The organism is Streptomyces chisholmiae, assembly GCF_031845445.1.
Classification (GTDB): Bacteria; Actinomycetota; Actinomycetes; order Streptomycetales; family Streptomycetaceae; genus Streptomyces; species Streptomyces chisholmiae.
Genome location: NZ_JAVREO010000004.1, coordinates 63,734 through 89,986, shown reverse-complemented (window position 1 = coordinate 89,986; position 26,253 = coordinate 63,734). Strand labels below are relative to the sequence as shown.

The window sequence follows — 26,253 nt, the reverse complement described above, 5'->3', positions numbered from 1 at the left end:
TCAGCCCCGGTCGGGGGACGAGGCGGCGGCGGCCCAGGGTTCCGCTGGTTCCCGGGCGCCGGCCGGGTCGTCCTCGGGCGCGCCGGCACGGTCGACGAAGCGAAGCAGCCGCCAGTGCGCCTGCTGGTCGCCCGGCTCCCCTTCGGGCCGCTGGTCGGTGGCCCGGCAGGCGGCCAGCTCCGCGCGCAGCGCCGCCGGGTCGAGCCCGGTGCCGATCAGCACCAGGCTGGTGGGCGCGGCGTCGCCGGCCGGCGGCGGGTCGGGGAAGAATCGCAGGAAGCGGCCCACCGCGTGCAGCGTGTAGCGCGCGCCGCCGGCGATCCGCACGAAGCCCTTGATCCGGTAGAGCCCCGCCCGGCGGCCGTCCAGGAAGTCCATCAACCGGCCGGCGTCCAGCGGCTCCTCGCTGTGGAAGCTGACGCTCTGGTAGCCGACGTGCGGGTGGTCCGCCGGGCCGCGCCCGGCGCCGGCGTGCTCGGCGAGCAGGTCGGCGAAGGACAGCTGCCGCGGCCAGGGCACGGTGGTCCGGTCGTCGGCCGGCCCGTCCACCAGCAGCCCGGGGTCGATCCGCCCGTGGCTGGCGGCCACCACGGGCGAGCCCTCGGCCCGGTCCCGGAGGTCGGCCAGCAGCGCGGCCCGGTGTGCGTCGGGCACCAGGTCGGTCTTGTTGAGCACCACCAGGTCGGCCAGAGCGGTGTACCGGTCGGTGGCCGGCTGCCGCTCCCGCAGCCGGTCGTGCTCCACCGCGTCCACCACCTGCACCAACCCGCCGTAGATCACGCCGGGGTGCTCGCTGGCCAGCACCATCCGCACCAGCGTGGGGGGCTCGGCCAGGCCGCTGGCCTCGATCACGATCAGGTCGATGCCGGCGGCCGGGTCGGCCAGCCGGGCCAGCGCGCCGTCCAGCTCCTCGGTGTCCACGGCACAGCACAGGCAGCCGTTGCCGAAGGCCACCATGGAGTCCACCTGGCCGGCGACGGACAGGGCGTCCACCGGCACGCTGCCGAAGTCGTTGACCACGGCGCCGATCCGCACCCCGGTGGCGTTGGTCAGCAGGTGGTTGAGCAGGGTGGTCTTGCCGGCTCCCAGGAATCCGGCGAGTACCAGCACGGGGACCCGACGAGCGGTCACGGGCGTGGACTCCTCACTTCGCCTCTCGACGCCTCCGGCGCGCGGGCCGGCGCCGCCCGCGCGCTGGTCACCCTAGGCGATCCAGCGCGCGGGTCGCCCGGTGGTCCCGCGCGCCCGGCCCGGGCGGTCGGGCGCCGGAACGCCCCGGCGGCTCCACGAGCGACCGCCGGGGCGTTCCCGCTGCCGCGAGGTCAGCGGGCCCGGGCGCCTACGCCGGCGGCCGCGGCCAGGTCGAGCAGTCCTCCCAGGTGGTGTCGAGGCCGGTGTTGCCCCCGCCGTCGTTGATGGTCAGCGGCGGGTTGCCGGCCGGGAAGGGGCAGTTGTAGACGCCGGCGACGCCGACGTTCTCTGCGGTCAGCCCCCGGACGGTCACCTCCCCGGTCGTCTCGGCCTGGAGCACCACGGTCCCGACGCCGTCCACCCGGGCGCCATCGATGGTCACCCGGTCGGTGGCCAGCCCGGTGCCGCCACCGGAGACGAACTGGAAGGCGCTCCAGGGGCTGTCCAGCACGGTGGTGTCGGTGATCAGGACGTCCGCCTCGATGGGGTGGTTGTAGGCGTCCACCCGCAGGGCGGACATCGGGTGGTCCCAGTTGGGGTTGTGCGCCCCGGCACGGACCAGGGTGTTCCCGTCCACCGTGATGGTGCCGGCGAGCGGGAAGAAGGGCTGCATGAACGCCTGGTTGGAGATGGCGATGCCGCTGCCGAGGGCGTTGGTGTCCCGCACCAGATTGCCGGTGACGGTGATGTCCTCACCACCGTAGATGGCGATGCCGTTGGCCAGGTTGGGCTGGATCACGGTGTTGCCGGCGAAGGTCGAGTCGCGGTTGGCCTGCGGCAGCGACCACATGGCGAGCGCGTCGTCCCCGGTGTTGCGCAGGTAGTTGTTCCTGACCTGGGCGCCGTCGGCGTTGCCGTTGAGGTTGAGGCCGTCGGCCGCCATGTCCACGATGCGGTTGTCCTCGACGACCAGGTCGGTGTTGGTGCCGGTCAGCCAGAGGCCGACCTTGAGGTGCTGGAGCCACATGCCGGAGACGGAGGAGTTCGGGCCCAGGGAGCCGTTGACGAAGTTGTCCGGGTTGCTGTCCACCCGCTCGGTGACGTCGCCGAGCACGGCGAAGTCGGCGAGGTGCACGTTGCCCGGGCTTTCCCCCTGGTTGACCAGGCGGGAGCTGTGCACGACGGAGTGCCAGTGCCCGGCGCCCCGCAGGGTGACGTTCTCCAGGTAGAGCGGCTGGTTGACCTGGTAGTCGCCCGGCGGGATCCAGACCACCCCGCCGCGGCCCCGGGCCACGGCTTCCACGAACGCCTGGCTGGAGTCCGTCCGGCCGGTCGGGTCGGCGCCCAGCTCGGTGACGTCGAGCGCGCCGGCGGGTGCCTCGGCCGGCGGCGCGACCAGCTCGAAGTCGGCGGTGTCGAGGGTCACCTGGCCGCTGGCCTCGAAGGTGACGGTGTCCCCCGCGGCCAGGTCCTGGCCCAGCTCGACCCGGGCGTGGGTGAAGAAGTGGTGGGTGGTGGAGCCGGCGATCCAGGGCGCCTCGAAGTACTGGTACCGGGAGTTGACCGGCACGGTCTCGGCTGGCGGCGTGCCGTTGACCGAGACGGTCAGCGCGCTCTCGGCGCCCTCCGGCACGTTGTAGGTGACGGTGGCCGCGTTGGCCGCCTCCGTCAGGGTGAAGGTGACGCGCTGACCGGCGGTGAGCTCGACGGCGGTGCGCCCGGACGCCTCGGAGGCGACGGTGCCCTGGGTGATGTCGGGGCCGAGCAGCGTGCCGTCGTGCTCGGCGGCCTCGGCTTCCTGGGTGACAAAGGGGAGTTGTGCCCCGACGGTCGGGGTCGGTGGAGTGGTCGGCTCCGCCGGGTCGGCGGTGGCCGTGCCCGTCGGTGCCACGATGCCGAGCAGCACGACGCCGGCCGAGGCCACGCCCGCCGCGCGCCAGCGCCGCCGCGCTATTGGTGTGCTCATGACAGTCCCTTTCCTGGGAGGGGTGGGGGTGCGGGCGGCCCGGCCGCGGGTCGTTCAGACCCGCAGCCAGACCGCCGTGTCCCGCGGCAGCCGGCCCGCGTCGTCCAGCGGGCCGCTGCTCAGCAGGACGGCTTGGTGGGGTGGCAACGGCAGCGGCTCGGCCCCCAGGTTGACCGCACAGACCAACCCGTGGTCACGGGCGAAGACCAGGGCGTCCGCCGGCGAGTCCAGCCAGGTCAGGTCGCCGGCTCCGGCCGGCCAGCCGCGGCGCAGTCGGAGCGCGGCCCGGTAGAGGCTGAGCGCGGATTCGGGGTCGGCGGCCTGGGCCTCGACGGTGTGGCCGGCCCAGTCAGCCGGTTGCGGCAGCCAGGTGTCGGCGCCGCCGAAGCCGTACGGCGGACGCTGGCCGGACCAGGGCAGCGGCACCCGGCAGCCGTCCCGCCCCGGATCGACGCCGCCCGACCGGTCGTGCATCGGGTCGACGATCCGCTCGCGCGGCACCTCGGCCTCCGGCAGGCCCAACTCCTCGCCCTGGTAGAGGTAGACCGACCCGGGCAGCGCGAGCGTCAGCAGCGCCGCCGCCCGGGCCCTGCGGGCGCCGAGCGCCAGGTCGGTCGGGGTGCCGAAGCGCTTGGCGGCGAACGCGAAGCCCGTGTCGGCGCGGCCGTAACGGGTGACCGTGCGGGTGATGTCGTGGTTGGCCAGCACCCAGGTGGCCGGCGCGCCGACCCCCGCGTGCGAGGCCAGCGTCCCGTCGATGGAGGCGCGCAGCCGGGCCGGCTGCCAGGGGCAGGCCAGGAAGTCGAAGTTGAAGGCGGTGTGCAGCTCGTCGGGCCGCAGGTAGCGGGCGAACCGCCGGGTGTCAGGCAGCCACAGCTCGCCGATCAGCACGCCCCGGTAGGCGTCGGCCACCCGCCGCCAGGAGCGGTAGATGTCGTGCAGTTCGTCCCGGTCCACGAACGGGTGGGGGTCCGTCTCCGGGTCGAAGTCGGGCAGCTCCGGGTCCTTGGCGAGCAGCGCCGCCGAGTCGATCCGGACCCCGGCCACGCCCCGCTCGAACCAGAAGCGCAGGATCTCCTCGTGCTCCTGCCTGACCCTCGGGTGCGCCCAGTTGAGGTCCGGCTGGCCGGGCGCGAACAGATGCAGGTACCACTCCCCCGGGCCGCCGTCCGGCGCGGTGGAACGGGTCCAGGCCGGCCCGCCGAACTCGGAGCGCCAGGTGTTGGGCGGTTCCGCGCCGTCCGGGCCGCGCCCGGGCCGGAAGTGGAACAGCTCCCGTTCCGGGCTGCCGGGGGGCGCGGCCAGCGCGGCCCGGAACCAGGCGTGCTCGGCGGAGACGTGGTTGGGCACCACGTCCACGATGGTGCGCAGGCCCAGGTCACGCGCCTCGGCGATCAGCTTCTCCGCCTCCGCCAGGGTGCCGAAGGCGGGGTCGATGGCCCGGTAGTCCGCGACGTCGTAGCCGCCGTCGGCCAGCGGGGAGACGTACCAGGGCGTGAACCACAGGGCCCGCACGCCGAGTTCGGCCAGATAGGGCAGTCGGGCGCGGACCCCGGCGAGGTCGCCCGTACCGTCACCGTTACCGTCCGCGAAGCTGCGAACGTAGACCTGGTAGATGGCGGCTGACCGCCACCAGGCATCGTCGTTGTGCGACACGAAGTGTTCCTTTCGCGTGATCGGCTCGCGCGTGTTCAGCCCTTGAGGCTGCCGGCCGTGAGACCGGCGAGAATGTGACGCTGGAAGATCAGGAAGACCACCACGAGCGGAATGCTCGCCACCACCATTGCGGCGATCAGCATGTTGAGCGACGTGGTGTCCGCGATGCGCTGGAGATAGACGGTGATGGGCTGCTTGGCCGGATCGGGCAGCACCACCATCGGCCAGAGGAAGTCCCGCCACAGCGCGGTGACCGACAGGATTGACACCACGGCGATGATCGGCCGCGACAGCGGCAGGATGATCCGCCACATGGTGGCCAACGCCCCCGCGCCGTCGATCCGCGCGGCGTCGAGCAACTCGTCCGGCAACTGGTCGAAGAAGTTCTTCAGCACGTAGATGTTGAACGCGTTGGCCGCGGCCGGCAACCAGACGGCGGCGGGGTTGTTGATCAGGTTCACCCCGAGGAACGGCACGTCGGTGACCGTCAGATAGGTGGGGATCAGCAGGGCGGTGGCCGGCACCATCAACGTCACCAGCATCAGGCCCAGCACGATCCGGCCGAACCGCGGCCGCAGTTTCGACAGGGCGTAGGCGGCCGGCAGCTGGATCGCCAGACTGAGCAGCCAGGCACCACCGATCAGCACCAGGGTGTTACCGAAGTACCGGGCCAGCTCCAGCCGGTCCCAGGTGTCCGTGTAGTTTCCCGGATGCCATTCCTCGGGCACGTAGGTGGGCGGGTTGCGGGCCAGTTCCGGCGAACTCTTGAGGCCACCGGTGACCATCCAGTAGAGCGGGATGAGAAAAGCGACAGCGAACAAGACGATCGCGATCGTGAACAGTGACCAGTAGACCAGTCGGCCACGGGGGGTGCGGAGCACCGCGGGGCGTACCAGCGTGCGCAACTGAGCCTCCCTCAGGGCTGCCGGCTGCGGGTGACCCGCAGGTAGGCGGCGGAGAAGACGGCGAGGACCACCAGCAACAGCAGGCTCATGGCGCTGGCGGCGCCGAAGTTGTTGTAGACGAAGGCGTAGCGGTAGATGAGCAACATGACCGTGACCGTCGAGTCCTGCGGCCCGCCGCCGGTCATCACGAAGGGCTCGGTGAAGACCTGCATGGTGGCGACGACCTGGAGCAGCAACAGCATCAGGATCACGAACCGGGTCTGCGGGATGGTCACGTGCCAGATCCGCCGCCAGAGGCCGGCGCCCTCCAGTTCGGCCGCCTCGTACAGCTCGCCCGGAATGGTCTGGAGCGCCGCCAGGTAGATCAGGGTGGCGGTGCCCAGGTTGGCCCAGGTGGAGACGATCACCAGCGAGACCAGCGCGGTGGACGAGGAGTTGGTCCACTCCCCGGTGGGCAGCCCCACCGTGCCGAACACCTCGTTGATCAGGCCGCCCTCCGGCTGGTAGAACCACCGCCACATCAGGGCGACGACCACCGGCGGCAGCATCACCGGCAGGTAGACCAGCACCCGGAAGTAGGCCCGCGCGTGCCGGAACTCGTTGATCAGCAGCGCCAGGGCGAACGGCACGCCGAAGCCCAGCAGCAGCGCGTAGAGGGTGAAGACCGCGCTGTTCCGCCAGGCCTGTCCGAAGAGCGGGTCCTCGAAGACGTAGCGGAAGTTGTCCAGCCCGACCCAGCTCGACCCGCGGACGAAGTTGACTTCCTGGAAGCTCAGGACGAGGTTGCGGACGACCGGGTACCAGGCGAAGACGGCGAAGACCACGAGGGCGGCGCTGAGGAACCCGTAGGCGGTGACGTGTTCGCCGAGGCGTCGCCGCCGGGAGGCGGGAGCGGCCATCTCAGGAGGCGCCGTAGACCCGGTTGACATTGGCCTCGGCTTCGTCGAGCAGGCCCTGGACGTCGGCGCCCTCGTCGGTCAGCACGCCCTGCATCACGTTGTCCAGGATCGCGTAGACCTCCTGCGCCCGCGGCGGCTCGATCCGACCCTCGACGGTGGGGGCGGCGTCCATGAACGGCCGCACGTGCTCCACCGGGACGTTGGCGTGCTCGGTCTTCAACGCCTCGACGCCGTCCCGCAGTTCACCGTCCACCCAGATGTCGGGGGTGGGCGGCGTGGGCAGGCCGACCGGCAGCTCGTCGGCCGCGCTCTCCGCGATCCGGCGCTCGATCTCGTCCGGGTTGACGAAGCGCCACTGGAGCCAGGTCAGCGCCGCCTCGATCTGCTCCTCCGAGGCGCCGGCGTTGATCATGTACCCTTCGCCGCCGAGCAGTGTGCCGCCCTGTTCCGGGATGGCCGCCAGGCCCAGGTTCTCGTAGGAGCCGTCGTACTGCCGGACCAGCGTCGGCAGGTTGTCCGGCGCGGCCAGGTACATGCCCAGCTGGCCGGCCCCCATCTGCACCATGACGTCCTCGCAGGACCGCATCTGGTCACTGCCCATCGAGTCGTCCGTCCAGCGCATGGCGTGCAGGTTGGTCAACAGGGCGACCGTCGCCTGGGTGTTGAAGGCGGCCCGCCAGCCGTCCCCGTCCGGCTCGGCGACCGCCCCGCCGGTGGAGTAGATCTCGCTGGTCAGGTGCCAGCCGCCGGTGTTCTCTGTGGTGCACTCGCCGTATCCGACGACGCCGCCGCCCAGCTCCGCGATGGCCGCCGAGGCCGCGCGCACCTCGGCCCAGGTGGTGGGCGGCGCGTCCGGATCGAGCCCGGCGCGTTCGAACAGCTCGCGGTTGTAGAGCAGGCCCATCGAGTAGTTGGCGGTCGGTATGCCGTACTGCCGCCCCGCCTCGTCCTGGAACACCTCGTGCAACTCCGGGCGGACCTGGTCGAGATGGGGGACGTCGGCGAGGTAGTCGGTGATGTCCGCCGCGTAGCCCTGCTCGATGATCCCGGCCGGGTCGGTGAAGTAGACGTAGAAGACGTCCTCCAGATCGCCACCGGCGACCCGGGTGTTGAACGTCTCGGGCTCCATGAAGCCCTCGTGCGGCACGATGTCGATCTCCGGGTGCGCCGCCTCGAAGGCCTCGATCTCGGCGAGGAAGACCCGCAGCTCGCGCTCGTCCGTGTTGGGCGGCTGGCCGTTGATGTGCAGGGTGACCCGGCCGTCCCCGTCCCCGCCGTCGCCGCCCGATGAACAGGCGGCCAGCGTGACGGCGAGGACGGCGGTCGTGGCCAGAGCGCGGCGGGTACGCCGGTGTGCGCGACGTGTCATCGGTGACCCCTTCGTGGGCACAGTCCTGAGGTGCCGCACACTCAACCACCGACAGCAGAGACGCGCAATAATCTGCGCTGAGATTGCAAAAAAACGACTTAGGCGGGGCGGCCCCGCTCAGGCGCCTGGCCGGTGGACTCCCGTACCACCAGCTCGGGTTCGAAGAGCAGCTCGTCCCGCGCCACGTCCCGCCCGCCGAACTGGGCCACCAGCACCTCGACAGCCGCCCGGCCCATCGCCTCGATCGGCTGCCGCACCGTGCTCAACGGCGGGCTGGTGCAGGTCATCAGCGCGGAGTCGTCGAAGCCCACCACGGACAGGTCCTCCGGCACCGAGAGCCCCCGCCGCCGGGCTGCCCGGATCGCGCCCAGCGCGATCACGTCACTGGCACAGATCACCCCGGTCACGCCCGTGGCCAGCAGGGACGCGGTCGCCGCCTGACCGCCCTCCAGGGTGTACATCGCCCGGGCCACCCGCTCGTCCGGCAGCTCGCCGCCGGCCGCCTCGGCGGCGGCCCGGGCCGCCGCCAGCTTGCGCTGCGACGGCACGTGGTCCGCCGGGCCCAGCACCAGGCCGATCCGCTCGTGCCCCAGCGAGACCAGGTGGCGCCACGCCTGCTCGGCGGCGACCGCGTCGTCGCAGGAGACCCGCGGGAAACCGAGCCCGGGCACCGAGGCGTTGATCAGCACCACCGGCAACCGCCGCTCGGCGAGCAGCCGGTAGTGGTCGTGCGACGCGTCCGCCTGCGCGTAGTGCCCGCCGGCGAAGACCACGCCGGACACCTGCTGCTGTAGCAGCAGGTCGACGTAGTCGGTCTCCTGGATGCCGCCCGGGGTCTGCGTGCACAGCACCGGGACCAGGCCACGCTGGGCCAGCACTCCGCCGAGCACCTCGGCGAACGCGGGGAAGATCGGGTTCTGCAGCTCGGGCAGGATCAGGCCGACCAACCGGCCTCGCTCGCCACGCAGTTGGGTGGGGCGCTCGTAGCCGAGCACGTCGAGCGCGGTGAGCACGGCCTGCCGGGTGGCCTCGGAGACCCCCGGCTTCCCGTTGAGGACCCGGCTGACCGTGGCCTCGCTCACGCCCACCTTCTGCGCCACCTGGGCAAGTCGTCGCGTCATATTCGCAAGGCTAACGCAAAATGCGCAACAAATTTGCGGCGGGGGCGCCGGTGGCCTGGTCAGCGCGAGCGCGACCGGACCACCGGCGCGGGGCTCAGGTGTCGATCCGGGAGCGGTCCAGGGTCGCCGCCGACTCCGTGATGAACTCCCGCCGCGGCGCCACCTCGTTGCCCATCAGCAGGCTGAACGCCTCCTCCGCCGCCTCCAGGTCACCGATGTTGATCCGGCGCAGCGTGCGCTTGCGCGGGTCCATGGTGGTCTCGGCCAGCTGGTCCGCGTCCATCTCGCCCAGTCCCTTGTAGCGCTGGATGGAGTCCTTGTAGCGCACCCCGCGCCGCTCGAAGTCCAGCAGGGTCTGGCGGAGTTCGTTGTCCGAGTAGGTGTAGTGGTACTTCTCCTGGCCGCGCTTGGGGTTGCTCAGCTCGATCCGGTGCAGCGGCGGGACCGCCGAGAACACCCGGCCCTGCTCCACCATCGGCCGCATGTAGCGCTGGAAGAGGGTGAGCAGCAGGCACCGGATGTGCGCGCCGTCCACGTCCGCGTCCGCCAGGAAGATCACCCGTCCGTAGCGGGCCTGGTCGATGTCGAAGGTCCGCCCGGACCCGGCTCCTATCACCTGGATGATGGCACCGCACTCGGCGTTCTTGAGCATGTCGGAGACCGACGACTTCTGCACGTTGAGGATCTTGCCCCGGATCGGCAGCAGCGCCTGGAACTCGCTGTTCCTGGCCAGCTTGGCGGTGCCCAGCGCGCTGTCGCCCTCGACGATGAACAGCTCGCTGCGCTCCACGTCATCGCTGCGGCAGTCGGCCAGCTTCGCCGGCAGGGAGGAGGACTCCAGGGCCGTCTTCCGGCGCTGCGCCTCCTTGTGCTGGCGCGCGGCGATCCGCGTCCTGGCCGCGGCCACGACCTTCTCCAGCACGGCCCTGGCCTGCTGCTTGTCGTCCCGCTTGGTGGAGGTCAGGAAGGCCTTCAGCTCCTTGGCGACCACCTGCGCCACGATCCGCGTGGCGGCCGAGGTACCGAGGACCTCCTTGGTCTGGCCCTCGAACTGCGGCTCGGCGAGCCGCACCGTGACCACCGCCGTGAGGCCCTCCAGCACGTCGTCCTTGGCCACGTCGTCCTCGGCCACCCGCAGCAGCTTGGTCGAGCGCAGCACCTCGTTGACCGTGCCGCGCAGCGCCCGCTCGAAGCCGGTCACGTGGGTGCCGCCCTTGGGGGTGGCGATGATGTTCACGAACGAGCGGACCGTGCTCTCGTAGCCCGTCCCCCAGCGCAGCGCCACGTCCACGTCCAGCTGCCGCCGCACCTCGGTGGGGATCATGTGCCCCCGGTCGTCCAGGACCGGCACGGTCTCCTTGAAGGCCCCCTGGCCCCGCAGCCGCAGCACGTCGCAGACCGCCCGGTCGGCCGCCAGGTACTCGCAGAACTCGCTGATCCCGCCGTCGTAGCGGAACACCTCGGTGGTGTGCTCGGCACCGTCGATACCGCGCTGGTCGCTCACCGTGATGGTCAGCCCCGGCACCAGGAAGGCCGTCTGCCGGGCGCGGGCGTACAGGGTCTCCAGGGAGAGCCGGGCGTCCCTGAGGAAGATCTGCCGGTCCGCCCAGTAACGCACCCGGGTACCGGTACGCGTCTTGGGGATCCGCTTGCCGGCGCGCAGCCCGCTGGTCGGCTCGAAGGGGGCGTCGGGGCCGGACTCGGTGAAGATCCCCGGGGTGCCGCGCCGGAAGCTGATCAGGTAGCTCTTGGGGCCCCGGTCCACCTCCACGTCCAGCCGGGCGGAGAGCGCGTTCACCACGGAGGCGCCGACGCCGTGCAGGCCGCCTGAGGCCGCGTAGGAGCCGCCGCCGAACTTGCCGCCGGCGTGCAGCTTGGTCATCACGACCTCGACGCCGGAGAGGCCGGTCTTGGGCTCCACGTCCACCGGGATACCCCGCCCGTTGTCCCGGACCTCCACGGAGCCGTCCGCGTGCAGCAGCACCTCGATGCGGTCGCAGTGGCCGCCCAGCGCCTCGTCAACGGAGTTGTCGATGATCTCCCAGAGGCAGTGCATCAGGCCGCGGCTGTCGGTGGAGCCGATGTACATGCCGGGCCGCTTGCGCACCGCCTCAAGCCCCTCCAGAACCAGCAGGTGACGCGCGGTGTACGTGCCCCCCGGATCGGCCCCGGTCAGCAGTGCGGTGGACGGCACGGAGGTGTCGGCGGTCACGCGGTTCGCTCCTCGCTTAATTCTGAGATGTGGCGGAGTACCGCTCAGAGGGTACCGAGGCCTAGTAGAGGGGTTGTGCGGCTCCCCGGGAAGATCAGGGTAGCCGAGAATCGCTCAACCGTTCGATTCAGGCCTTGGGGGTGACGTGTACATCACGTTCCCTTCGGGGCATGAACCCTCTAGGCTCCGGAAACGTCCTCCTGAACGAAGGTGGACATCCCGACACAGCGAGGTAGCCGGGAACAAACACACGAGGCAACGCGTCATACGAAGCAAGAACCCACACACGCAATACGGCACATTCGCCGCCACCGGGCAGCGTCCGGTCAACTCGTTCGGAGCCTTTTCCGTCGAGAAGCCGCGAGCGGGAACGTTCTCGGCCTGGTTGGATGTTGTCCCTGGTACGACAGCTCGTCGAGCTAGAGAAGAGGCGACGTGACTACTGTTCTGACCCCCGCGACCCCGCTGACCGCTGGGGACCGCTGCGATCGCTGCGGCGCCCAGGCGTATCTGCGTGTGGTCCTCCTCAGCGGCGGAGAGCTGCTCTTCTGCGCTCACCACGGCCGCAAGTTCCAGCCAGAACTCAAGAAGATCGCCGCTGAGATACAGGACGAGACGGAGAAGCTCACGGCCACCCCCGCGAGCGCCCAGGAAGACGAGCGTTGACCTTGACGTCTCACCCTTGACGGGCTCGGTCCGACCCGACCGGCGACGGGCGGTTACCTCCAGCCACCGGAGGTGACCGCCCGTTTCCCATGCCCGCGCGTCCACGCGGCACACGGCAACGGCTGGCCGGCGCCCCGTGAAGGGCGCCGGCCAGCCGTTGTCGCGGGGACCGGATCGGCCCGTCAGTCCAGGTAGTCCCGGAGGACCTGGGACCGCGAGGGGTGCCGCAGCTTGGACATGGTCTTGGACTCGATCTGCCGGATGCGCTCCCGGGTGACGCCGTAGACCTTGCCGATCTCGTCCAGCGTCTTGGGCTGCCCGTCGGTCAGCCCGAAGCGCATCGAGACCACCCCGGCCTCCCGCTCGCTGAGCGTGTCCAGCACGGAGTGCAGCTGCTCCTGGAGCAGGGTGAAGCTGACCGCGTCGGCGGGCACCACGGCCTCGGAGTCCTCGATGAGGTCACCGAACTCGCTGTCGCCGTCCTCGCCGAGCGGGGTGTGCAGCGAGATCGGCTCCCGGCCGTACTTCTGGACCTCGACCACCTTCTCGGGGGTCATGTCCAGCTCCTTGGCCAGCTCCTCCGGAGTCGGCTCCCGCCCGAGGTCCTGGAGCATCTGCCGCTGGACCCGCGCCAGCTTGTTGATGACCTCGACCATGTGCACCGGAATCCGGATGGTGCGGGCCTGGTCGGCCATGGCGCGGGTGATCGCCTGCCGGATCCACCAGGTCGCGTAGGTCGAGAACTTGTAGCCCTTGGTGTAGTCGAACTTCTCCACCGCGCGGATCAGACCCAGGTTGCCCTCCTGGATCAGGTCCAGGAAGAGCATGCCGCGGCCGGTGTAGCGCTTGGCCAGCGAGACCACCAGCCGGAGGTTGGCCTCCAGCAGGTGGTTCTTGGCCCGGCGGCCGTCCTCGGAGATGATCTCCAGCTCGTGCTTGAGCTTGGGCGCGATCTTGTCGGCACCGGCCAGCTTGTCCTCGGCGAAGAGACCCGCCTCGATCCGCTTGGCCAGCTCGACCTCCTGCTCGGCGTTGAGCAGGGGGACCTTGCCGATCTGCTTGAGGTAGTCCTTGACCGGGTCCGCGGTGGCACCGGCCGCGGCCACCTGCTGGGCCGGGGCGTCGTCCTCGTCGTCGTCGGAGAGGACGAAGCCCTCGTTCTCCTGCTTGCCCTCGGGCCCCTCGGCGGACGCGCCCGCGCGAGCGGCGCGCTCCGCCGGCTCGTCGGTGCTCTCGTCCTCGCCTTCAAGGAACTCGTCGACGAGCTCCTTCTTGGAGTCCGCCTTCTTGCCGCCGGCCTTCTTGGCCGGTACCGCCTTCTTCGCCGCGGCCTTCTTGGCCGGAGCCTTCTTGGCCGCGGCCTTCTTCGCCACCGACTTCTTGGCGGTCGCCTTGCCCGCTCCGGCCTCGGCGGCCGAACCTTCGACGCCCGAACGCGGCGTCGTGGCGTCCGACTCCTCGGGTGGGGCCAACGCGGTGGCCTTCTTGACCGGCGCGGTCTTGGCCGCGACCGTCTTGGTCGCGGTGCGCTTGGCCGTCGTCTTCGCGGCGACACTCTTCCGGGTGCGCTTCGGCGCCTCGGCGGCACTCACCATCAGCGTCACGCCCTCCTCGTCGAGGATCTGGTTGAGGCTGCGCAGAACGTTCTTCCACTGGGTTGACGGGATCTGGTCAGCCTCGAAGGCCCGGCGCACATCGTCGCCGGCGATCTGCCCCTCAGCCTTTCCCCGTTCGATGAGCGCCATCACAGAATTTGACTCGGCGATCTCTGCGGGGAGAGTACGGGAAGTGCTGGCCGACACGAACAACCTCTCGGAAACTCAGGGAACGGCTTAGGCCCGCTTGATGGAAGCGGGGCCACTACCGGCGATGGGGATAACGCCGACGGCAGTGGCGGCGGAGCCACGACCGGACGCTCCGGACGCTGCTGCCACCTCTAGGTTCATCGCGCTGCTCCCCGAAGCGTTACGCGGCTTCCACGTGTCCCGAGTCACATCGCAGGCTCGACTGTAGCGGGCCCAGCCGGACGCGCCGCCGGAGCCCTGCCCGATCCGGGCCCGGCGACGCACGTCGCGCTGTCCTCCCCACGCCCGGCGAGCACCCGGACCGGCGGTCGGCTCAGTGTTCGCGGGGGGCGGGAACGACGTGGTCAGCGCCGGGGGCGACCGGCGCGGATGGCGCGTCGGAGGAGAAGGTGAGCAGCTGCCGCATCGCCGTCTCGGCGGCCGGCGGCTCGCCGGCGCCGATGGCGTCCACGATCCGCTGGTGCAGAGCGACGGACGCGTCGGTGGGGTGCTCACAGCCGGAGGCGGCGCCGCCGGAGACCTGGAGAGCGGAGGCGACGATCCCGGAAAGGTGCTCCAGCATCCGGTTGCCGGCGGACTGGAGGATGAGCGCGTGGAACTCGGCATCGGCCCGGGCGAAGGTCAACGCGTCCCCCTGGGCGAGGGTGTGGGTCATGATGTCCACCATGTCGCCCAGCCGCTGCTGGACTTCGTCCCGGGTGTCGGCGGCGGCCAGCCGGGTGGCGAGCGGCTCGATGGTCAGCCGCAGCTCGCACAGCTCCCGGCGCTGGTCCTCACGCTGCGGCCCGAAGGCGCGCCACTCGATGATGTCCGGGTCGAGCAGGTTCCAGTCGGCGACGGGGCGGACCCGGGTGCCGACGTTGGGGCGGGCGCTCACCAGCCCTTTGGCCTCCAAGACCCGCAGCGACTCCCGGACCACGGTGCGGGAGACCTCGAAGCGCTGGCCGATCTCCTCGGGCACCAGCGGCCGGTCGGCGCCGAGGTCGCCGGAGACGATCATCTGGCCAAGCTGCTGGACCAGTTGGCCGTGCAGACCACGGCCCCGGTTGCCGGCCGCGCGCCGGCCCACCCGGCCCAGCTCGGAGTCGCCGCTGTCCCAGGCCGGGGCGTTGGTGGTGCGGGCCGAGCCGGTGGACTCGGCGTAGGAGTAGCGGTCGAACTCGCCCGGCCGGCCGGGGCCGGAGTCGGCGGAACGGGTGGCGGTCATCATGGAGTGCGCAAGGGTAGTCACGCCTCCTTTGTCGGCGGCCGTGCTGGGCACCTTGAGGTCTTTGGTGAAAAGCACACGAAAGGGTGATCGGCGACTCCCACATAATTGACGTCTAACCGGAAGGAAATGGACTCCCTCGTGCAAGGCGCATCAGCGGGGCGCGTTCCGGCCCACTGATCAGCCCGGTTTGCCGGCGGCGACGGGCCCTGATCGGCCGTTCCTCGCACCGCTGTTCGCCAACCGCCCGGCTGGACAGGGCAGTTCACGGCCGATCACCGGCCGGGGCGGCGCGCCGGAACAGCCGCGGGCCGGCCCCGCCGCTAGCGCGGACCACCGCGCAGGCCGAGCAGCGCGTAGCCACCGAGCAGCAGCGCCAGGGAGAGCACCAGGGCCCAGCCGACGGGCGGGGAGGCGAACGGCGCGGAGGCCGAGAGCCAACGGTCCAGGCCGGCGGCGAAGGGCAGGGTCGTCAGCTCGCTGAACCGTTCCGGCAGGCCGTCGAGCCGCTCGCCGAGCGGGCTGTCCAGGACCGCCCGCAACGCGGGGGCCAGCACGAGCGGCACGGCGGCCACCGCGGCCAGGCCCGCCAGCCCGGAACGGAAGACGCCGGCCGCGAGCAGGCCGGCCCAGGCGCAGCCGACGGAGAGCGCGGCGACGCTCTGGAAGGCCGCGCCCCAGGAGGCCGGCTCCGGGCCGCGGGTCCCCAGCAACAGTGTGAGCGCGGTGGAGTCGACCACGACCACAGCCGCGCAGAGAGCCAGCGCGCAGCCGGTGGTGACCAGCAACTTCCCGACGAGCAGGGAGAGTCGACGGGGCACCTGGCCACCGGTCGCGGCCAGCGCCGGGTAGCGGAACTCCTGGCCGAAGGCCAGCGCGCCCAGCAGCCCGGCCGCCAGGGCGACCGGCGGCAACGGCAGCGGCTCCGCCCAGCCGGTGAGCACCCGCTCGGCCGGCTGGGAGCCGGCGCAGGCCAGCGCGACGGCGGCGACCAGCCCGGCGACCAGCGCCAGGACCATGATCCACCAGCTGGACCGGACGCCGGCCCAGCGGCGCAGCTCGTAGCGGAGCGGCCAACTCGGGCCGGGTGGCGGCAGCACCGGCAGCGGCGGCGGCAACGCCGGCCGGGGCTGCGGGGACCCGCCCCGGGCGGGGGCGCCGATAGCCAGGGTCGGCGGGTCGCCGGCGGGGGCGGCCGGCCGCTCCCAGCCGCCCGTCGATCTCGGCGCGTCGGCCCGCTCGGCACTCCGGTCGGGGACGGGCGAGGCGAGGGCGACGCCGACCGCCGCGACCAGTGTGTCGGTGGCCGGGCCGGCCGCTCGAACCGCGCTCTCGGCCTGGCCCCGCTCCGCCTGCCGGTCGGTCGTCCGCTCCGCACCGGCCTCCCCGGCCTCTTCCCCGGTGACCGCCGTGTCCGATCGCGCCGATACGCGTACCGCGGCGCTCTGACCGGCGAGTGCGGCAGCCGCACCGGCGCCGGGGGTGAGGATCACCGTCGCGGGCGACTCCCGCCGGGCCGTGCCCACGGTGGCCGGCCGGCCGTCCGCCCGGTGCAGCGGGCCGAGTGGCGCCCGGTCCCCCACGTCGCCGACCTCGTCGGCGAGTTGATGGACCACGATGCGGTGCTGATGGGCCACCTCGCCCACCGCCGCCAGGTCGCCGCCGTAGACCGCGAGTCGGTTGCCCGACTCCTGGGCCACCTCAACGGGCCCGGAGGCTCCCAGCCGGTGCCGCAGCAGGGTGGCCAGCCGCTCGGCGTGTGGCGTACGCACCACGACCCTGGGGCGCAGCCGGGTGCGGCTGAAGTCCGAGGCGTGCTGGTCGGCGACGAGTCGACCGGCGTCGACGCTGACCACCCGGTCCGCGACCCGCGCCGCCTCCATGGCGTCCGTCGCGGTCAGCAGCACCGCTCCGCCCTGCTCGACGTAGCCACGCAACAAGCCGTGCAGCCAAGCCCGTTCACGCGGGGAAAGTCCGTTGTCCGGCTCGTCGAGCACCAGCGTGTGCGGGTCACCGAGCAGCGCGGCCGCGAGCCCCAGCCGACGGTCCATCCCCCGGGAGAACCGGCCGAGCCGCTGGTCCGCCACCCCGCTGAGCCCCACCACCTCGAGGACCTCGTCGGCGCGCTCAGCCGGCACCCCGGCCGCCGCGGCGAGCATCCGCAGATGCCCGCGCGCCGACCGGCCCGGATGGCCTGGCAGATCGCCCAGCAGCACGCCGATCTCCCGCTGGGGATGGGGCACTCGGGAGAGCGGGCGCCCCCGGAAGAGAGCCACACCCCGCCCCGGCGCCAGTTGGAGCATCAGCCGCAGCGCGGCGGACTTGCCGGCTCCCGGCGGGCCGAGCAGCACGGTGACGGCGCCGGGTCCGGCTTCGAAGGTGAGATCGTCAACGGCCGGCGGTCCGCCGGGCCGCGACGCACTGGTGAGTCCGATGGCCTGGATCATCGATTCTCCCGTTGATCGCGCACTCTGCACCATAACGGGACATTTGGAATTTTCTGGGCAACTTGCCGGGACTGTCGACCTCGTCCGAGCCCGCGGCCCGCTCCTCCTCCGCCCCGTCGCCCCAGCGGGCACGAGCGTGGCTCAGACCTCCGGGCGCAACATCGGGGGGTTGAGCGCGCTGGCCCCGCCGGCCCGGAACAGCTGGGCCGGACGGCCCCCCTGCCGCGTCGTGGTACCACCGACGGGGACAAGGAAGCCCGGCGTGCCCGTCACCTTGCGGTGGAAGTTGCGCGGGTCCAGCGGCACTCCCCAGACCGCCTCGTAGACCCTGCGCAACTCCCCCACGGTGAACTCGGGTGGACAGAACGCGGCGGCTAGGGACGAGTACTCGATCTTCGACCGCGCGCGCTCGACCCCGTCGGCGAGGATGCGGGTGTGGTCGAAGGCCAGAGCCTCGCCGGCGGTATCCCCGGCCGAGCCCAACAGCTCGCTGGTCGGCCACCACTGGGCACCCCCGGCGTCCCCGCCGGGGGTCGGCGTCGGCAGGTCCGGAGCGAGCACCAGGTGAGCCACACTGACCACCCGCATCCGGGGATCACGGCCCGGCTCGCCGTAGGTGGCCAGTTGCTCCAGGTGCGCCCCGGCGGGCCAACTGCCCGCGTCCTGCGTGCGCAGCCCCGTCTCCTCCGCCAGCTCCCGCGCGGCGGCGGACGCCAGATCCTCGTCAGTCCGCACAAAACCGCCGGGAAGAGCCCACCGTTCCCGAAAAGGGTCCTCACCACGACGCACCAGAAGCGCACAGAGTGCATGACGCCGGACGGTGAGAACGACCAGATCGACGGTGACGGCGAACGGCGGAAACTCCGACGGGTCGTAGGGCATGTCGTGATCATAGGGGCCCCACCAGGGTCACCGGAGCCGATGGGCGGACCACTGCCGCCGCAGGCTCGCGCGCAGCGGCTCCGGATCGACCTCCTCGTTGCAGGCCTGGTACAACAGCCGCGCGAAGACGTACTCCGGATCGAGCTCCAGAGCCCGGGCCAGGGCCACCCGCGCGCTCACGTCGTCGCCGGTGGACCAGCTGACCCAGCCGGCCAGCGTGAGCGGAGCGGCACCGTGGTACTCGAAGGTGCCGACGCAGCGCCGGGCCAGAGCCCGCCAGAGCCGGAGGGCGACCGGGGCGTTGGGCCCCTCCATCCAGCCGGCGGCCAGATCCCGGACCATCCGGTCCTGGAGGCCGACGATCAGGCTGGCGGCCTCGGTGGAGGTGAGCAGGGCGTCATCCCGCGCGTCGGCCGCCGCCGGCTCGGGGGCCCGCGGCGCCGGCACCCGCTGGAAGCGGTCCAGCAACCGCTCCGTCAGCGCCATCATCTCGTCCCTGACCAGCTCCTGTTCGCCCCGCGAGCCGACCATGCGCGGCGCCAGCACGGCGACCACCTCGTCGAAACCACGCTCCTGCTGAACGGCCACCCGCCCGTCCAGCGGGGTCAGCCGGGCGCGCAGCTCCCGGAGGGAGCCCCGGACCTGGACACCGGCGAAGGCGGCGGCCGCGGCCATGGGCGAGCTGCCCTCCCGGGGGAGCGCGCTGACCTCCTCGCCCTCCGGCTGCCCCTCGGGGGCCGAGTAGGAGAGGAAGCGCTCCTGCGTGACGTAGAGCGCCTCGCAGACCGGGACCTCAAGCTCGCCGCAGGCGGTGCGCAGCAACTGGGCGAGGGGGCGGAGCCGCTCGGCCGTCTCCCGCGGGACACCGCCCTCCGGCGGGTCCTGGCAGAGGTAGAGAACGGCGGCGTCCGGGCGCGCCCCGTGCGCGGCGCTGCTCTCGACCAGACAGGCCGCCAACTGCCGGGCGGCCTCCGGCCAGTTCTCCCGGTCGGCCGGGATGCCGAGCCGGACCCGGCCGCCGAGCTTGCCCTGGGCTCCGTGCAGGCCGAGCAGCACGATGGAGTCGTCCGGGTGGTACCCCAGGAGGTAGGGAAGCGCGTCGGCCAGATCGGCCGGGCCGCTGAGGGTGACCTGATTGTCGGTGACGGTGAGTGGTGCGATGGACTCGCTGTGTTGTGTCATGGAGGCAGAGTGCCTCTTCCCTCCGACATCGTGCCGGGTTTTGTCCACAGCTCCGCGCGTCTGTCATACGAATTACGCGCCCGTCATAAGAATTACCGGTTTATCCACAGGGGTCATTCGCCAAGCGCCCGCACTTCCGCTTGCATGGACGCCATGTCCGACGAGACCACGGGGAACCCCCCGTCCGCAGCGAACGACCTCCGGGAGCAGCTCCACGTCAGGGCCGACGCGGTGCTCGCCCGGCTGATCGGCGACGAGACCGGGGCGGCGCGGCTCCGCCCCGACCAGTGGCGAGCCATCGAGGCGCTGGTGGCCGAGCGCCGCCGCGCCCTCGTGGTGCAGCGCACCGGCTGGGGCAAGTCGGCCGTCTACTTCGTGGCCACGGCCCTGCTCCGGGAGGGGGGTGCCGGCCCCACGGTCATTGTCTCCCCCCTCCTCGCGCTGATGCGGAACCAGATCGCCGCCGCCGAGCGGGCCGGCATCCGCGCTCGCACGATCAACTCGGCCAACCCGGAGGAGTGGGAAACGGTCCAGGCCGAGGTCGCGGCCGGCGCGCTGGACGTGCTGCTTGTCTCGCCCGAGCGCCTCAACAACCCGGACTTCCGGGACAACGTCCTCCCCCAGCTCGCCGCGACGGCCGGCCTGTTGGTGGTGGACGAGGCCCACTGCATCTCCGACTGGGGCCACGACTTCCGCCCCGACTACCGCCGGCTCCGTACCATCCTCGGCGAACTGCCCCAGGGTGTCCCGGTGCTGGCCACCACGGCCACCGCGAACGCCCGGGTCACCGCGGACGTCGCGGAGCAGCTGGGCACGGGGGAGGCGAGGGCCGACGCGCTGGTGCTCCGCGGCCCCCTGGACCGCACCAGTCTGCGGCTGTCCGTTCTCAGGCTGCCGGACGCGGCCCACCGGCTCGCCTGGTTGGACGACCATCTGGCCCAGTTCCCCGGCTCCGGGATCATCTACACGCTGACCGTCGCCGCCGCCGAGGAGGTGGCCGCCCACCTCTCCGCCCGAGGACACCGCGTCACCGCCTACACCGGACGCACCGAGCCCGCCGAGCGTGCGGCGGCCGAGGACGATCTCCTGGCGAACCGGGTCAAGGCGCTGGTGGCGACCTCGGCGCTCGGCATGGGGTTCGACAAGCCCGACCTGGGGTTCGTGATCCACCTCGGTTCGCCGTCCTCGCCCATCGCCTACTACCAGCAGGTCGGTCGAGCCGGTCGCGGTCTGGAGCACGCGGAGGTGCTGCTGCTGCCGGGCCCGGAGGACGAGGCGATCTGGCGCTACTTCGGCTCGCTGGCCTTCCCCCCAGAGGAGCGGGTCCGCCAGACGCTGGCGGCGCTGGCCGAGGCCGGCCGGCCGCTCTCGCTGCCCGCGCTGGAGGCCCGGGTCGAGCTGCGCCGGTCCCGGCTGGAGATGATGCTGAAGGTCCTCGATGTCGACGGGGCGGTGCGCCGCGAGCGCGGCGGCTGGGTCGCGACCGGCGCCGACTGGCGGTACGACGCCGAGCGCTACGCCTGGGTGGCCCGCCAGCGGGAGGCCGAACAGGAGGCCATGCGGGAGTACGCGTCCACCGGCGCCTGCCGGATGGAGCTGCTGCGCCGCCAACTGGACGACGAGCAGGCGGCGCCCTGCGGCCGCTGTGACAACTGCACCGACATGGGCTTCGACGCCCAGGTCTCCCCAGCCGCCTTGGACGCGGCCCGCGGGGAGCTGCGCCGGCCGGGGCTCGCCGTGGAGCCGCGCCGGATGTGGCCGACCGGCCTGCCGGCGGCGGGGGTTGACCTCAAGGGCCGCATCCCGGCCGGTGAGCAGGCCGGTGTGGGGCGCGCCCTCGGCCGGCTCTCGGACATCGGCTGGGGCGACCGGCTGCGGCCGCTCCTCAGCCCGGACGCCGTGGACAGCACCCTGCCCGAGGACGCGCTGGACGCCGTGGTGACGGTCCTGGCCGACTGGGCCCGGGGCCCGGGGGGCTGGGCGTCCAAAGCGGCGGACGCCATGCCACGGCCGGTCGGCGTGGTGTTCGTCGCCTCCCGGAGCAGGCCCCGGCTGGTGGAGTCACTGGCCGAGGGCATCGCCCAGGTGGGCCGCATGCCGCTGCTGGGTGCGGTGCGTCCCGCCACCTTCGACCGGCCCCCCGGGCCGAGCAACAGCGCCCGCCGGGTGCACGCCCTCCACGACTCGCTGGAGCTGGGACCGGAGCTGACGGAGGCGGTCAAGACGCACCCCGGCCCGCTGCTGCTGGTGGACGACTTCACCGACTCCGGGTGGACACTCGCGCTCGGTGCCCGGCTGCTGCGCGCCGCCGGCGCCGAGCAGGTGCTGCCCCTGGTGCTGGCGGTGCGCTGATGACACCCCCCGCCCCGCCTCAGAAGATGCCGAGCTGGCCGCTGTCCTCCAGGGACTCGTCGGCGAGGGCGTCCCGATGCGAGGGGAGCCTCAGATGGCGCCACCGCGGCAGCGCGTCCAGGTAGGCCCAGGAGCGGCGGTGATGTTCGGTGGGGCCGTACTCCTCCAGCGCCGCCCGGTGGGTCGGCGAGGGGTAGCCGGCGTTGCTGTCGAAGCCGTAGTCCGGATGTTCCCCGGCGAGTTCGGCCACCAGGGCGTCCCGGTGGACCTTGGCGATCACCGAGGCGGCTGCCACGGAGACGCAGGACTGGTCGCCCTTGATCACCGTGCGCACCCGCCAGGGAGCGCCGAGGTAGTCGTGCTTCCCGTCCAGGATCACCGCGTCCGGCTGTTCCGGCAGCCCGGCCAGGGCGCGCGTCGCCGCCAGCCGGAGGGCGGCGGTCATCCCGAGCTGGTCGATCTCCTGCGGCGAGGCATGCCCCAGGGCGTGCGCGGTCACCCAGCCGGTCAACACCTCGGCAAGTGCCGTGCGTTTCAGCGGAGTCAGCAGCTTGGAGTCCGTCAGGCCCTCCGGCGGGCGGCGGAGGCCGGTGATCGCGGCGCAGACCGTGACCGGTCCGGCCCAGGCGCCCCGGCCGACCTCGTCCACGCCGGCGACCAGGCGGGCTCCGGTGGTGGCGCGGATCGACCGCTCGACGCGATGAGTGGGTGGCTGGTAGGGCATGGCGCCGACCACCCTACGCGCACCACCCCTGGAAGGGCCGCTCGGGTGTGTGCCAGCGCTCGAAGGGCCGGTCGATGTGGTAGCGGCCGTCCGCGCCGAGCAGCAGCTGACGCGTCTCCCCGTTTCCCGGGTTCGAGAGCGACTCGAACTCGGCGACCGTCCAGTGCAGCCACCGCATGCAGAAGAGCCGCATGGTCAACCCGTGCGTCACCAGCAGGACGTTGGGCGGATGCTCCTTCTCGTCGAAGCTGCGCCACAGGCTCTCCAGGAACGCCCCGACCCGGTCATAGACATCCGCGCCCGACTCCCCCTGGGCGAAGCGGTAGAAGAAGTGCCCGTAGGCGTCCCTCGCCCGCTTCTGTCGCTGGACATCGGCCCAGTCCTGCCAGTTCCCCCAGTCCTGCTCCCGCAGCCTGGGCTCTTCCCTGACCCTCGTCCGAGCCGGATCGAGGCCCAACGCCCGGAAGGTCTGATGCGTACGTCGATAAGGAGACACATAGACGGAGACCCGCTCCTGGCCCAGGATCCGACGCAGCTGCTCCCCCGCTGCCTCCGCCTGACGCTGGCCCTTCTCGGTCAGCTCCAGCGCGTGGTCAGGGGTGTGCTGGTAGACGGAGTCGTCGTGGTTTCCCTGCGACTCTCCGTGCCGCATGAGGATGATGCGCCGGGGCCGTGCCATGGCGTCCACCCTAGTTCGAACAACGTCCACAAGCCGAGCCGGGCGCCGCCAGGGGCCGGCGCCGCCGCCCGGGAGGGCGATCACACCGTCCAGGTGGACTCCACATCGATCACGTCTCCGGTAATCGACGCGATGTCCGCGCCCGTCTGGGCCCGCAGCGCCAGGCGCTCCACCCGCTCGGTGCGGTACTTGGCACGCTCGGCGGCCGACTTCCACATGGAGAGCACCAGGAACTCGTTGTCCGGCTCGGCCTCGGCGAACACCCCGCGCAGCATGCCGGGGGAGCCGGCCATCGCCGGGTTCCAGACCTTCTCCTGCATCAGCGCGAAGTGCTCGGCCCGCTCCTGGTGTACCCGCGTGTGCGCGACCCGCAGCAGGTCGGCGTCGGTGAAACGAGGCTCGAACCCCATCTTCACGTCGAACCGATATTCGAAAAGGCGGACTCGGAGGTCCTGGAAGCTGCCCTGCTGCGCGGCACCGAGCCGGTCGTGCGAGCGGGCCATGAACGAGTCGTAGAACGCCCGGCTCTCCCAGAAACTGAAGAGATGGACGACCCCGGGTTGGGAACGGCTCCAGCCCCCGCCCTGCGCCCGGAACCCGGGCTCGCCGAGCAGCCCGGCCCACTTCCGCTGCCCGCGATCGAAGCCGACCCGGTCAACCACGGCACAACGCATCCACTTGACCAGCACCGCGCCATCGTAAGGCCAACCGGCACCAGGAACGCAGGGCTTCCTCGATCACCGCACCGGACCGATCGCCTTTCCCGACAACCGTGTTGGGCGATGTCACCGTCCGGCACGACCCCGGCACCCAGGGGTTCGCGGCGAGTTGGCCGCGCCCGTCCCGAAACTCGCACGCCCACCGGCGGGACCACGTCCGGCCGGCGGCGAACGCACTGGCCGGACAGCGACCCAGCCCCGGACTGCGGCGGTTAGCGGCCGCGAGCAGGGGTGAGAATGCCTGTGGAGCCCGAGCCGCCCGCCGGCACCGCTCCTCCACCCGCATGGAAGGGATACCTGGTGAGCCCGTTCAGCAAGGGGATCGAAACGGCCGAGGTCACCCTCCGCTGGGACCCGAGCCCCGCCGACGCCCCATCCCACGACCTTGACCTGATCGCCGCGACCTACCAGGGCGAAGCGCCTTACGGCGCCCCCGTCTACCTGGTGCACTTCGACAGCCGGGCCCCCGACGGCACGATCACCCTCACCCGGGAGAGCGAGACGGGACAGGGCTTCGGCTCCGACGAAGCGCTGAAGCTGGAGCTCGACCGGCTGGCCGACCACCTCACCCGGGTCGTGGTCGGCGTCGTCGTCCAACAGCGCCACGGCCGACGGACCTTCGGGGAGATCTCCGGCCCGGCCGTCAAGATCACCGAGGGGTACAGCACGCTCGCCACCGAGGACCTGACCGGCGTGGCCGACGCCACGGCGGCGACCGTCGCCGAGTTCACCCGCGACGCCTCGGGCGCCTGGCGCTTCCGCAAGGTGCTCCGCGGCTTCGACACCGACCCCGAGCAGTTCACGACGGTCATGGGCGACGGGCTGTCCTGACACGGCCGCCCTCGCGAGCCGCACCGCGGACACGCCGGGCGCCCACCCAACGGTCGGCGCCCCCCGCCGGCCACGTCCGAACGCCCGGGCGCGAAACGCCCCCGGTGGCTGGCCGGACCCCAAGGCCGCGCTCACCGGTGAGTGCCCGGCCCGATTCCGCTGAGCATGAGGCTGATCCCGCCGTCCCGGTCCGCATTCCGGCCAACTCCCTGTGCCAGGCCACGCGGAGCCGGATCCGCGCCGGATCTGGCGCAGACCACCTATTCCTGGCGTGCGCTATGCCCCGGCATCTGGCTCTCGGTCGCGGAACGCACGCAGCCTCAGCTGTGGCGCCCTGTGGTCGGCGAGCCACCGCATCCGGTTGTCATCCGCGGCGATCCCGGCACGTGCGACCCGGGTCCAGTCCTCGCGCTCGAGCACCTCGAGGTAGGTCGCCCGGAGCGCTTCCCGTTGTGCCGTGGTGCACCCCGCGGCCTCGGAAGGCTCCGTAGTCAGGTGCTGAGTGAGCACCGCGATCGTGAAGTAGCGCTCCATGGTCGGGCTGAGCGAACCCACACGGCGGGCATGGGCTTCCAGGACGGCTCTCGCATGGGGGTAATGAGCAAGGGTGAGTCCCATCCCCCCACAGTCGCTCATGAGATGGAGTAGCCGACCGACGTGGTCGACCATCTCGCTGTCGGTGTCGAGCTCTGCAAGCGCCTCATGGAGTCTGGCGACGGTGGCGACCTCGCCGGCGAAGTACCCGTTGAGGGAGTCGCCATCACAGGCCCTGCGCAGCAGCCATCCTCGGGCAGCTGGGTCGTCGAGTCGGCAGAGAGCTTCGACGGCATAGACGCGTCCCCAGCCGGTGACCCGCTCGGCGAGCCAGAGCAAGGCTTCGACTCCTCCCGCCTGCCGCTCGAAGACATGCGCCGCCAGTGGCCCGAAGCGATCGGAAAGCAGCCCGACCGTCTGGACCAGTGGGATGTCGTCAGCCGTTCCGACAACGGCGAGCAGGGCAAGCCCGACGGTGACCGAGCAGCGGTCGGTGCCATGGCGGACCAGCCAGCGACCCGTCTGACGAGCGCGTTCTGTGTCCACCCGCGTAGCCGCCGCGGCGATACGCTCGTTGTAGTGAATCGGGATGTAGACGTCGTGGAAGATGTCGGCCAGTTCGCTGGGCAGGGCGGAAGCCCTCGCGAAGTGCGCGTCCAGAAGGCGCGCGACATCCCGGCCGGCCAAGTGCCGGTTCTCGGGTGCCTTCGGGCCTCGACGACGGTGCGACGCGTCGTCGGGAAAGGGGTACCCGTCGCGCGGCAGCGGCTCATCCGGAGCCAGTTGATGTAGCCGCAGCGCGTGGTCGAACAGCGTTGTCGATGGTCCGGGCAGTCCTGTCCCGGTCGTCCCGCTCATCGGCGGTCGGAGGACTCGATTCTCTTGATCATGGGCTGGAGCATGGCAGGACAGCAATCGCCGCGACAAGTCCCCGACGCGACGGCGCGGCCCATCAAACACCATGGT

General features: G+C 71.8%; 20 protein-coding genes. 3 read left to right on the top strand and 17 right to left on the bottom strand.

The features are described from left to right. The 8 genes from RM844_RS07840 to RM844_RS07805 form a co-directional block, all read right to left on the bottom strand. Positions 1–1,131, bottom strand: coding sequence for a CobW family GTP-binding protein (locus tag RM844_RS07840; protein WP_311666223.1), 1,131 nt, complete (start codon positions 1,129–1,131; stop codon positions 1–3). 208 nt (positions 1,132–1,339) lie between these two features. Next, positions 1,340–3,097 carry a glycosyl hydrolase family 28-related protein gene (locus RM844_RS07835; RefSeq protein ID WP_311666222.1) on the bottom strand — a complete coding sequence of 586 codons (1,758 nt, stop codon included), beginning with the start codon at positions 3,095–3,097 and terminating at the stop codon, positions 1,340–1,342. 54 nt (positions 3,098–3,151) lie between these two features. Next, entirely contained in the window at positions 3,152–4,753 is a 1,602-nt protein-coding gene (locus tag RM844_RS07830; protein WP_311666221.1) for a glycoside hydrolase family 13 protein, read from the bottom strand. 35 nt (positions 4,754–4,788) lie between these two features. Beyond that, complete coding sequence (locus RM844_RS07825) at positions 4,789–5,658, bottom strand: carbohydrate ABC transporter permease (protein WP_311666220.1); 870 nt, start codon at positions 5,656–5,658, stop codon at positions 4,789–4,791. An 11-nt stretch (positions 5,659–5,669) separates the two neighbouring features. After that, entirely contained in the window at positions 5,670–6,587 is a 918-nt protein-coding gene (locus RM844_RS07820) for a carbohydrate ABC transporter permease (RefSeq protein WP_311666219.1), read from the bottom strand. After that, on the bottom strand, positions 6,559–7,926 hold the full coding sequence (locus tag RM844_RS07815) for an ABC transporter substrate-binding protein (RefSeq protein ID WP_311666217.1): 1,368 nt from the start codon (positions 7,924–7,926) through the stop codon (positions 6,559–6,561). The genes RM844_RS07820 and RM844_RS07815 overlap by 29 nt, the downstream gene beginning before the upstream one ends. A gap of 98 nt (positions 7,927–8,024) precedes the next feature. Continuing rightward, positions 8,025–9,047 carry a LacI family DNA-binding transcriptional regulator gene (locus RM844_RS07810; RefSeq protein WP_311666216.1) on the bottom strand — a complete coding sequence of 341 codons (1,023 nt, stop codon included), beginning with the start codon at positions 9,045–9,047 and terminating at the stop codon, positions 8,025–8,027. Between the two features lie 94 nt (positions 9,048–9,141). Then, positions 9,142–11,259, bottom strand: a complete 2,118-nt coding sequence (locus RM844_RS07805; RefSeq protein WP_311666214.1) for a DNA gyrase/topoisomerase IV subunit B — start codon at positions 11,257–11,259, stop codon at positions 9,142–9,144. 435 nt (positions 11,260–11,694) lie between these two features. Between RM844_RS07805 and RM844_RS07800 the strand changes: the two genes are divergently transcribed. Next, complete coding sequence (locus RM844_RS07800) at positions 11,695–11,925, top strand: DUF7455 domain-containing protein (RefSeq protein ID WP_311666213.1); 231 nt, start codon at positions 11,695–11,697, stop codon at positions 11,923–11,925. 182 nt (positions 11,926–12,107) lie between these two features. Here the strand turns inward: RM844_RS07800 and RM844_RS07795 are convergent, their stop codons facing one another. From RM844_RS07795 to RM844_RS07775, 5 genes are all read right to left on the bottom strand, one after another. Continuing rightward, positions 12,108–13,733, bottom strand: a complete 1,626-nt coding sequence (locus RM844_RS07795) for an RNA polymerase sigma factor (RefSeq protein ID WP_311666212.1) — start codon at positions 13,731–13,733, stop codon at positions 12,108–12,110. A gap of 310 nt (positions 13,734–14,043) precedes the next feature. Further along, positions 14,044–15,015, bottom strand: coding sequence for a FadR/GntR family transcriptional regulator (locus RM844_RS07790; protein ID WP_311666211.1), 972 nt, complete (start codon positions 15,013–15,015; stop codon positions 14,044–14,046). A gap of 245 nt (positions 15,016–15,260) precedes the next feature. Beyond that, complete coding sequence (locus RM844_RS07785) at positions 15,261–17,384, bottom strand: ABC transporter ATP-binding protein (protein WP_311666210.1); 2,124 nt, start codon at positions 17,382–17,384, stop codon at positions 15,261–15,263. A gap of 141 nt (positions 17,385–17,525) precedes the next feature. Next, positions 17,526–18,266, bottom strand: a complete 741-nt coding sequence (locus tag RM844_RS07780) for an NUDIX hydrolase (RefSeq protein WP_311666209.1) — start codon at positions 18,264–18,266, stop codon at positions 17,526–17,528. A gap of 27 nt (positions 18,267–18,293) precedes the next feature. After that, a complete protein-coding gene (locus RM844_RS07775; RefSeq protein WP_311666208.1) occupies positions 18,294–19,448 on the bottom strand; it encodes a DUF4192 domain-containing protein in 1,155 nt (384 codons plus the stop codon). Between the two features lie 153 nt (positions 19,449–19,601). Here RM844_RS07775 and RM844_RS07770 point away from each other — a divergent pair, with 153 nt between their 5' ends. Beyond that, a complete protein-coding gene (locus RM844_RS07770; RefSeq protein ID WP_311666207.1) occupies positions 19,602–21,800 on the top strand; it encodes a RecQ family ATP-dependent DNA helicase in 2,199 nt (732 codons plus the stop codon). Positions 21,801–21,819: 19 nt separating this feature from the next. Here the strand turns inward: RM844_RS07770 and RM844_RS07765 are convergent, their stop codons facing one another. From RM844_RS07765 to RM844_RS07755, 3 genes are all read right to left on the bottom strand, one after another. Then, on the bottom strand, positions 21,820–22,524 hold the full coding sequence (locus RM844_RS07765; RefSeq protein WP_311666206.1) for a ribonuclease HII: 705 nt from the start codon (positions 22,522–22,524) through the stop codon (positions 21,820–21,822). Positions 22,525–22,537: 13 nt separating this feature from the next. Beyond that, positions 22,538–23,203 (bottom strand): histidine phosphatase family protein, encoded by a 666-nt coding sequence (locus RM844_RS07760; protein WP_311666205.1) that lies wholly within the window; start codon positions 23,201–23,203, stop codon positions 22,538–22,540. Between the two features lie 80 nt (positions 23,204–23,283). Next, positions 23,284–23,892, bottom strand: coding sequence for a YdbC family protein (locus RM844_RS07755; protein WP_311666204.1), 609 nt, complete (start codon positions 23,890–23,892; stop codon positions 23,284–23,286). A gap of 330 nt (positions 23,893–24,222) precedes the next feature. Here RM844_RS07755 and RM844_RS07750 point away from each other — a divergent pair, with 330 nt between their 5' ends. Continuing rightward, positions 24,223–24,753 carry a TerD family protein gene (locus RM844_RS07750; protein WP_311666203.1) on the top strand — a complete coding sequence of 177 codons (531 nt, stop codon included), beginning with the start codon at positions 24,223–24,225 and terminating at the stop codon, positions 24,751–24,753. Positions 24,754–25,029: 276 nt separating this feature from the next. On the opposite strand, the gene RM844_RS07745 is transcribed toward RM844_RS07750, so the two are convergent. Then, positions 25,030–26,145 carry a hypothetical protein gene (locus RM844_RS07745; protein ID WP_311666202.1) on the bottom strand — a complete coding sequence of 372 codons (1,116 nt, stop codon included), beginning with the start codon at positions 26,143–26,145 and terminating at the stop codon, positions 25,030–25,032. Positions 26,146–26,253 lie beyond the last annotated feature (108 nt).

Bases quoted from the DNA above. Each gene is read 5' to 3' on its own strand.
- RM844_RS07815 (WP_311666217.1), bottom strand. From the start codon at position 7,926: ATGACACGTCGCGCACACCGGCGTACCCGCCGCGCTCTGGCCACGACC.
- RM844_RS07785 (WP_311666210.1), bottom strand. From the start codon at position 17,384: ATGATCCAGGCCATCGGACTCACCAGTGCGTCGCGGCCCGGCGGACCG.
- RM844_RS07835 (WP_311666222.1), bottom strand. From the start codon at position 3,097: ATGAGCACACCAATAGCGCGGCGGCGCTGGCGCGCGGCGGGCGTGGCC.
- RM844_RS07775 (WP_311666208.1), bottom strand. From the start codon at position 19,448: ATGACACAACACAGCGAGTCCATCGCACCACTCACCGTCACCGACAAT.
- RM844_RS07820 (WP_311666219.1), bottom strand. From the start codon at position 6,587: ATGTCAACCGGGTCTACGGCGCCTCCTGAGATGGCCGCTCCCGCCTCC.
- RM844_RS07770 (WP_311666207.1), top strand. From the start codon at position 19,602: ATGTCCGACGAGACCACGGGGAACCCCCCGTCCGCAGCGAACGACCTC.
- RM844_RS07745 (WP_311666202.1), bottom strand. From the start codon at position 26,145: ATGAGCGGGACGACCGGGACAGGACTGCCCGGACCATCGACAACGCTG.
- RM844_RS07780 (WP_311666209.1), bottom strand. From the start codon at position 18,266: ATGCCCTACGACCCGTCGGAGTTTCCGCCGTTCGCCGTCACCGTCGAT.
- RM844_RS07810 (WP_311666216.1), bottom strand. From the start codon at position 9,047: ATGACGCGACGACTTGCCCAGGTGGCGCAGAAGGTGGGCGTGAGCGAG.
- RM844_RS07765 (WP_311666206.1), bottom strand. From the start codon at position 22,524: ATGCCCTACCAGCCACCCACTCATCGCGTCGAGCGGTCGATCCGCGCC.
- RM844_RS07760 (WP_311666205.1), bottom strand. From the start codon at position 23,203: ATGGCACGGCCCCGGCGCATCATCCTCATGCGGCACGGAGAGTCGCAG.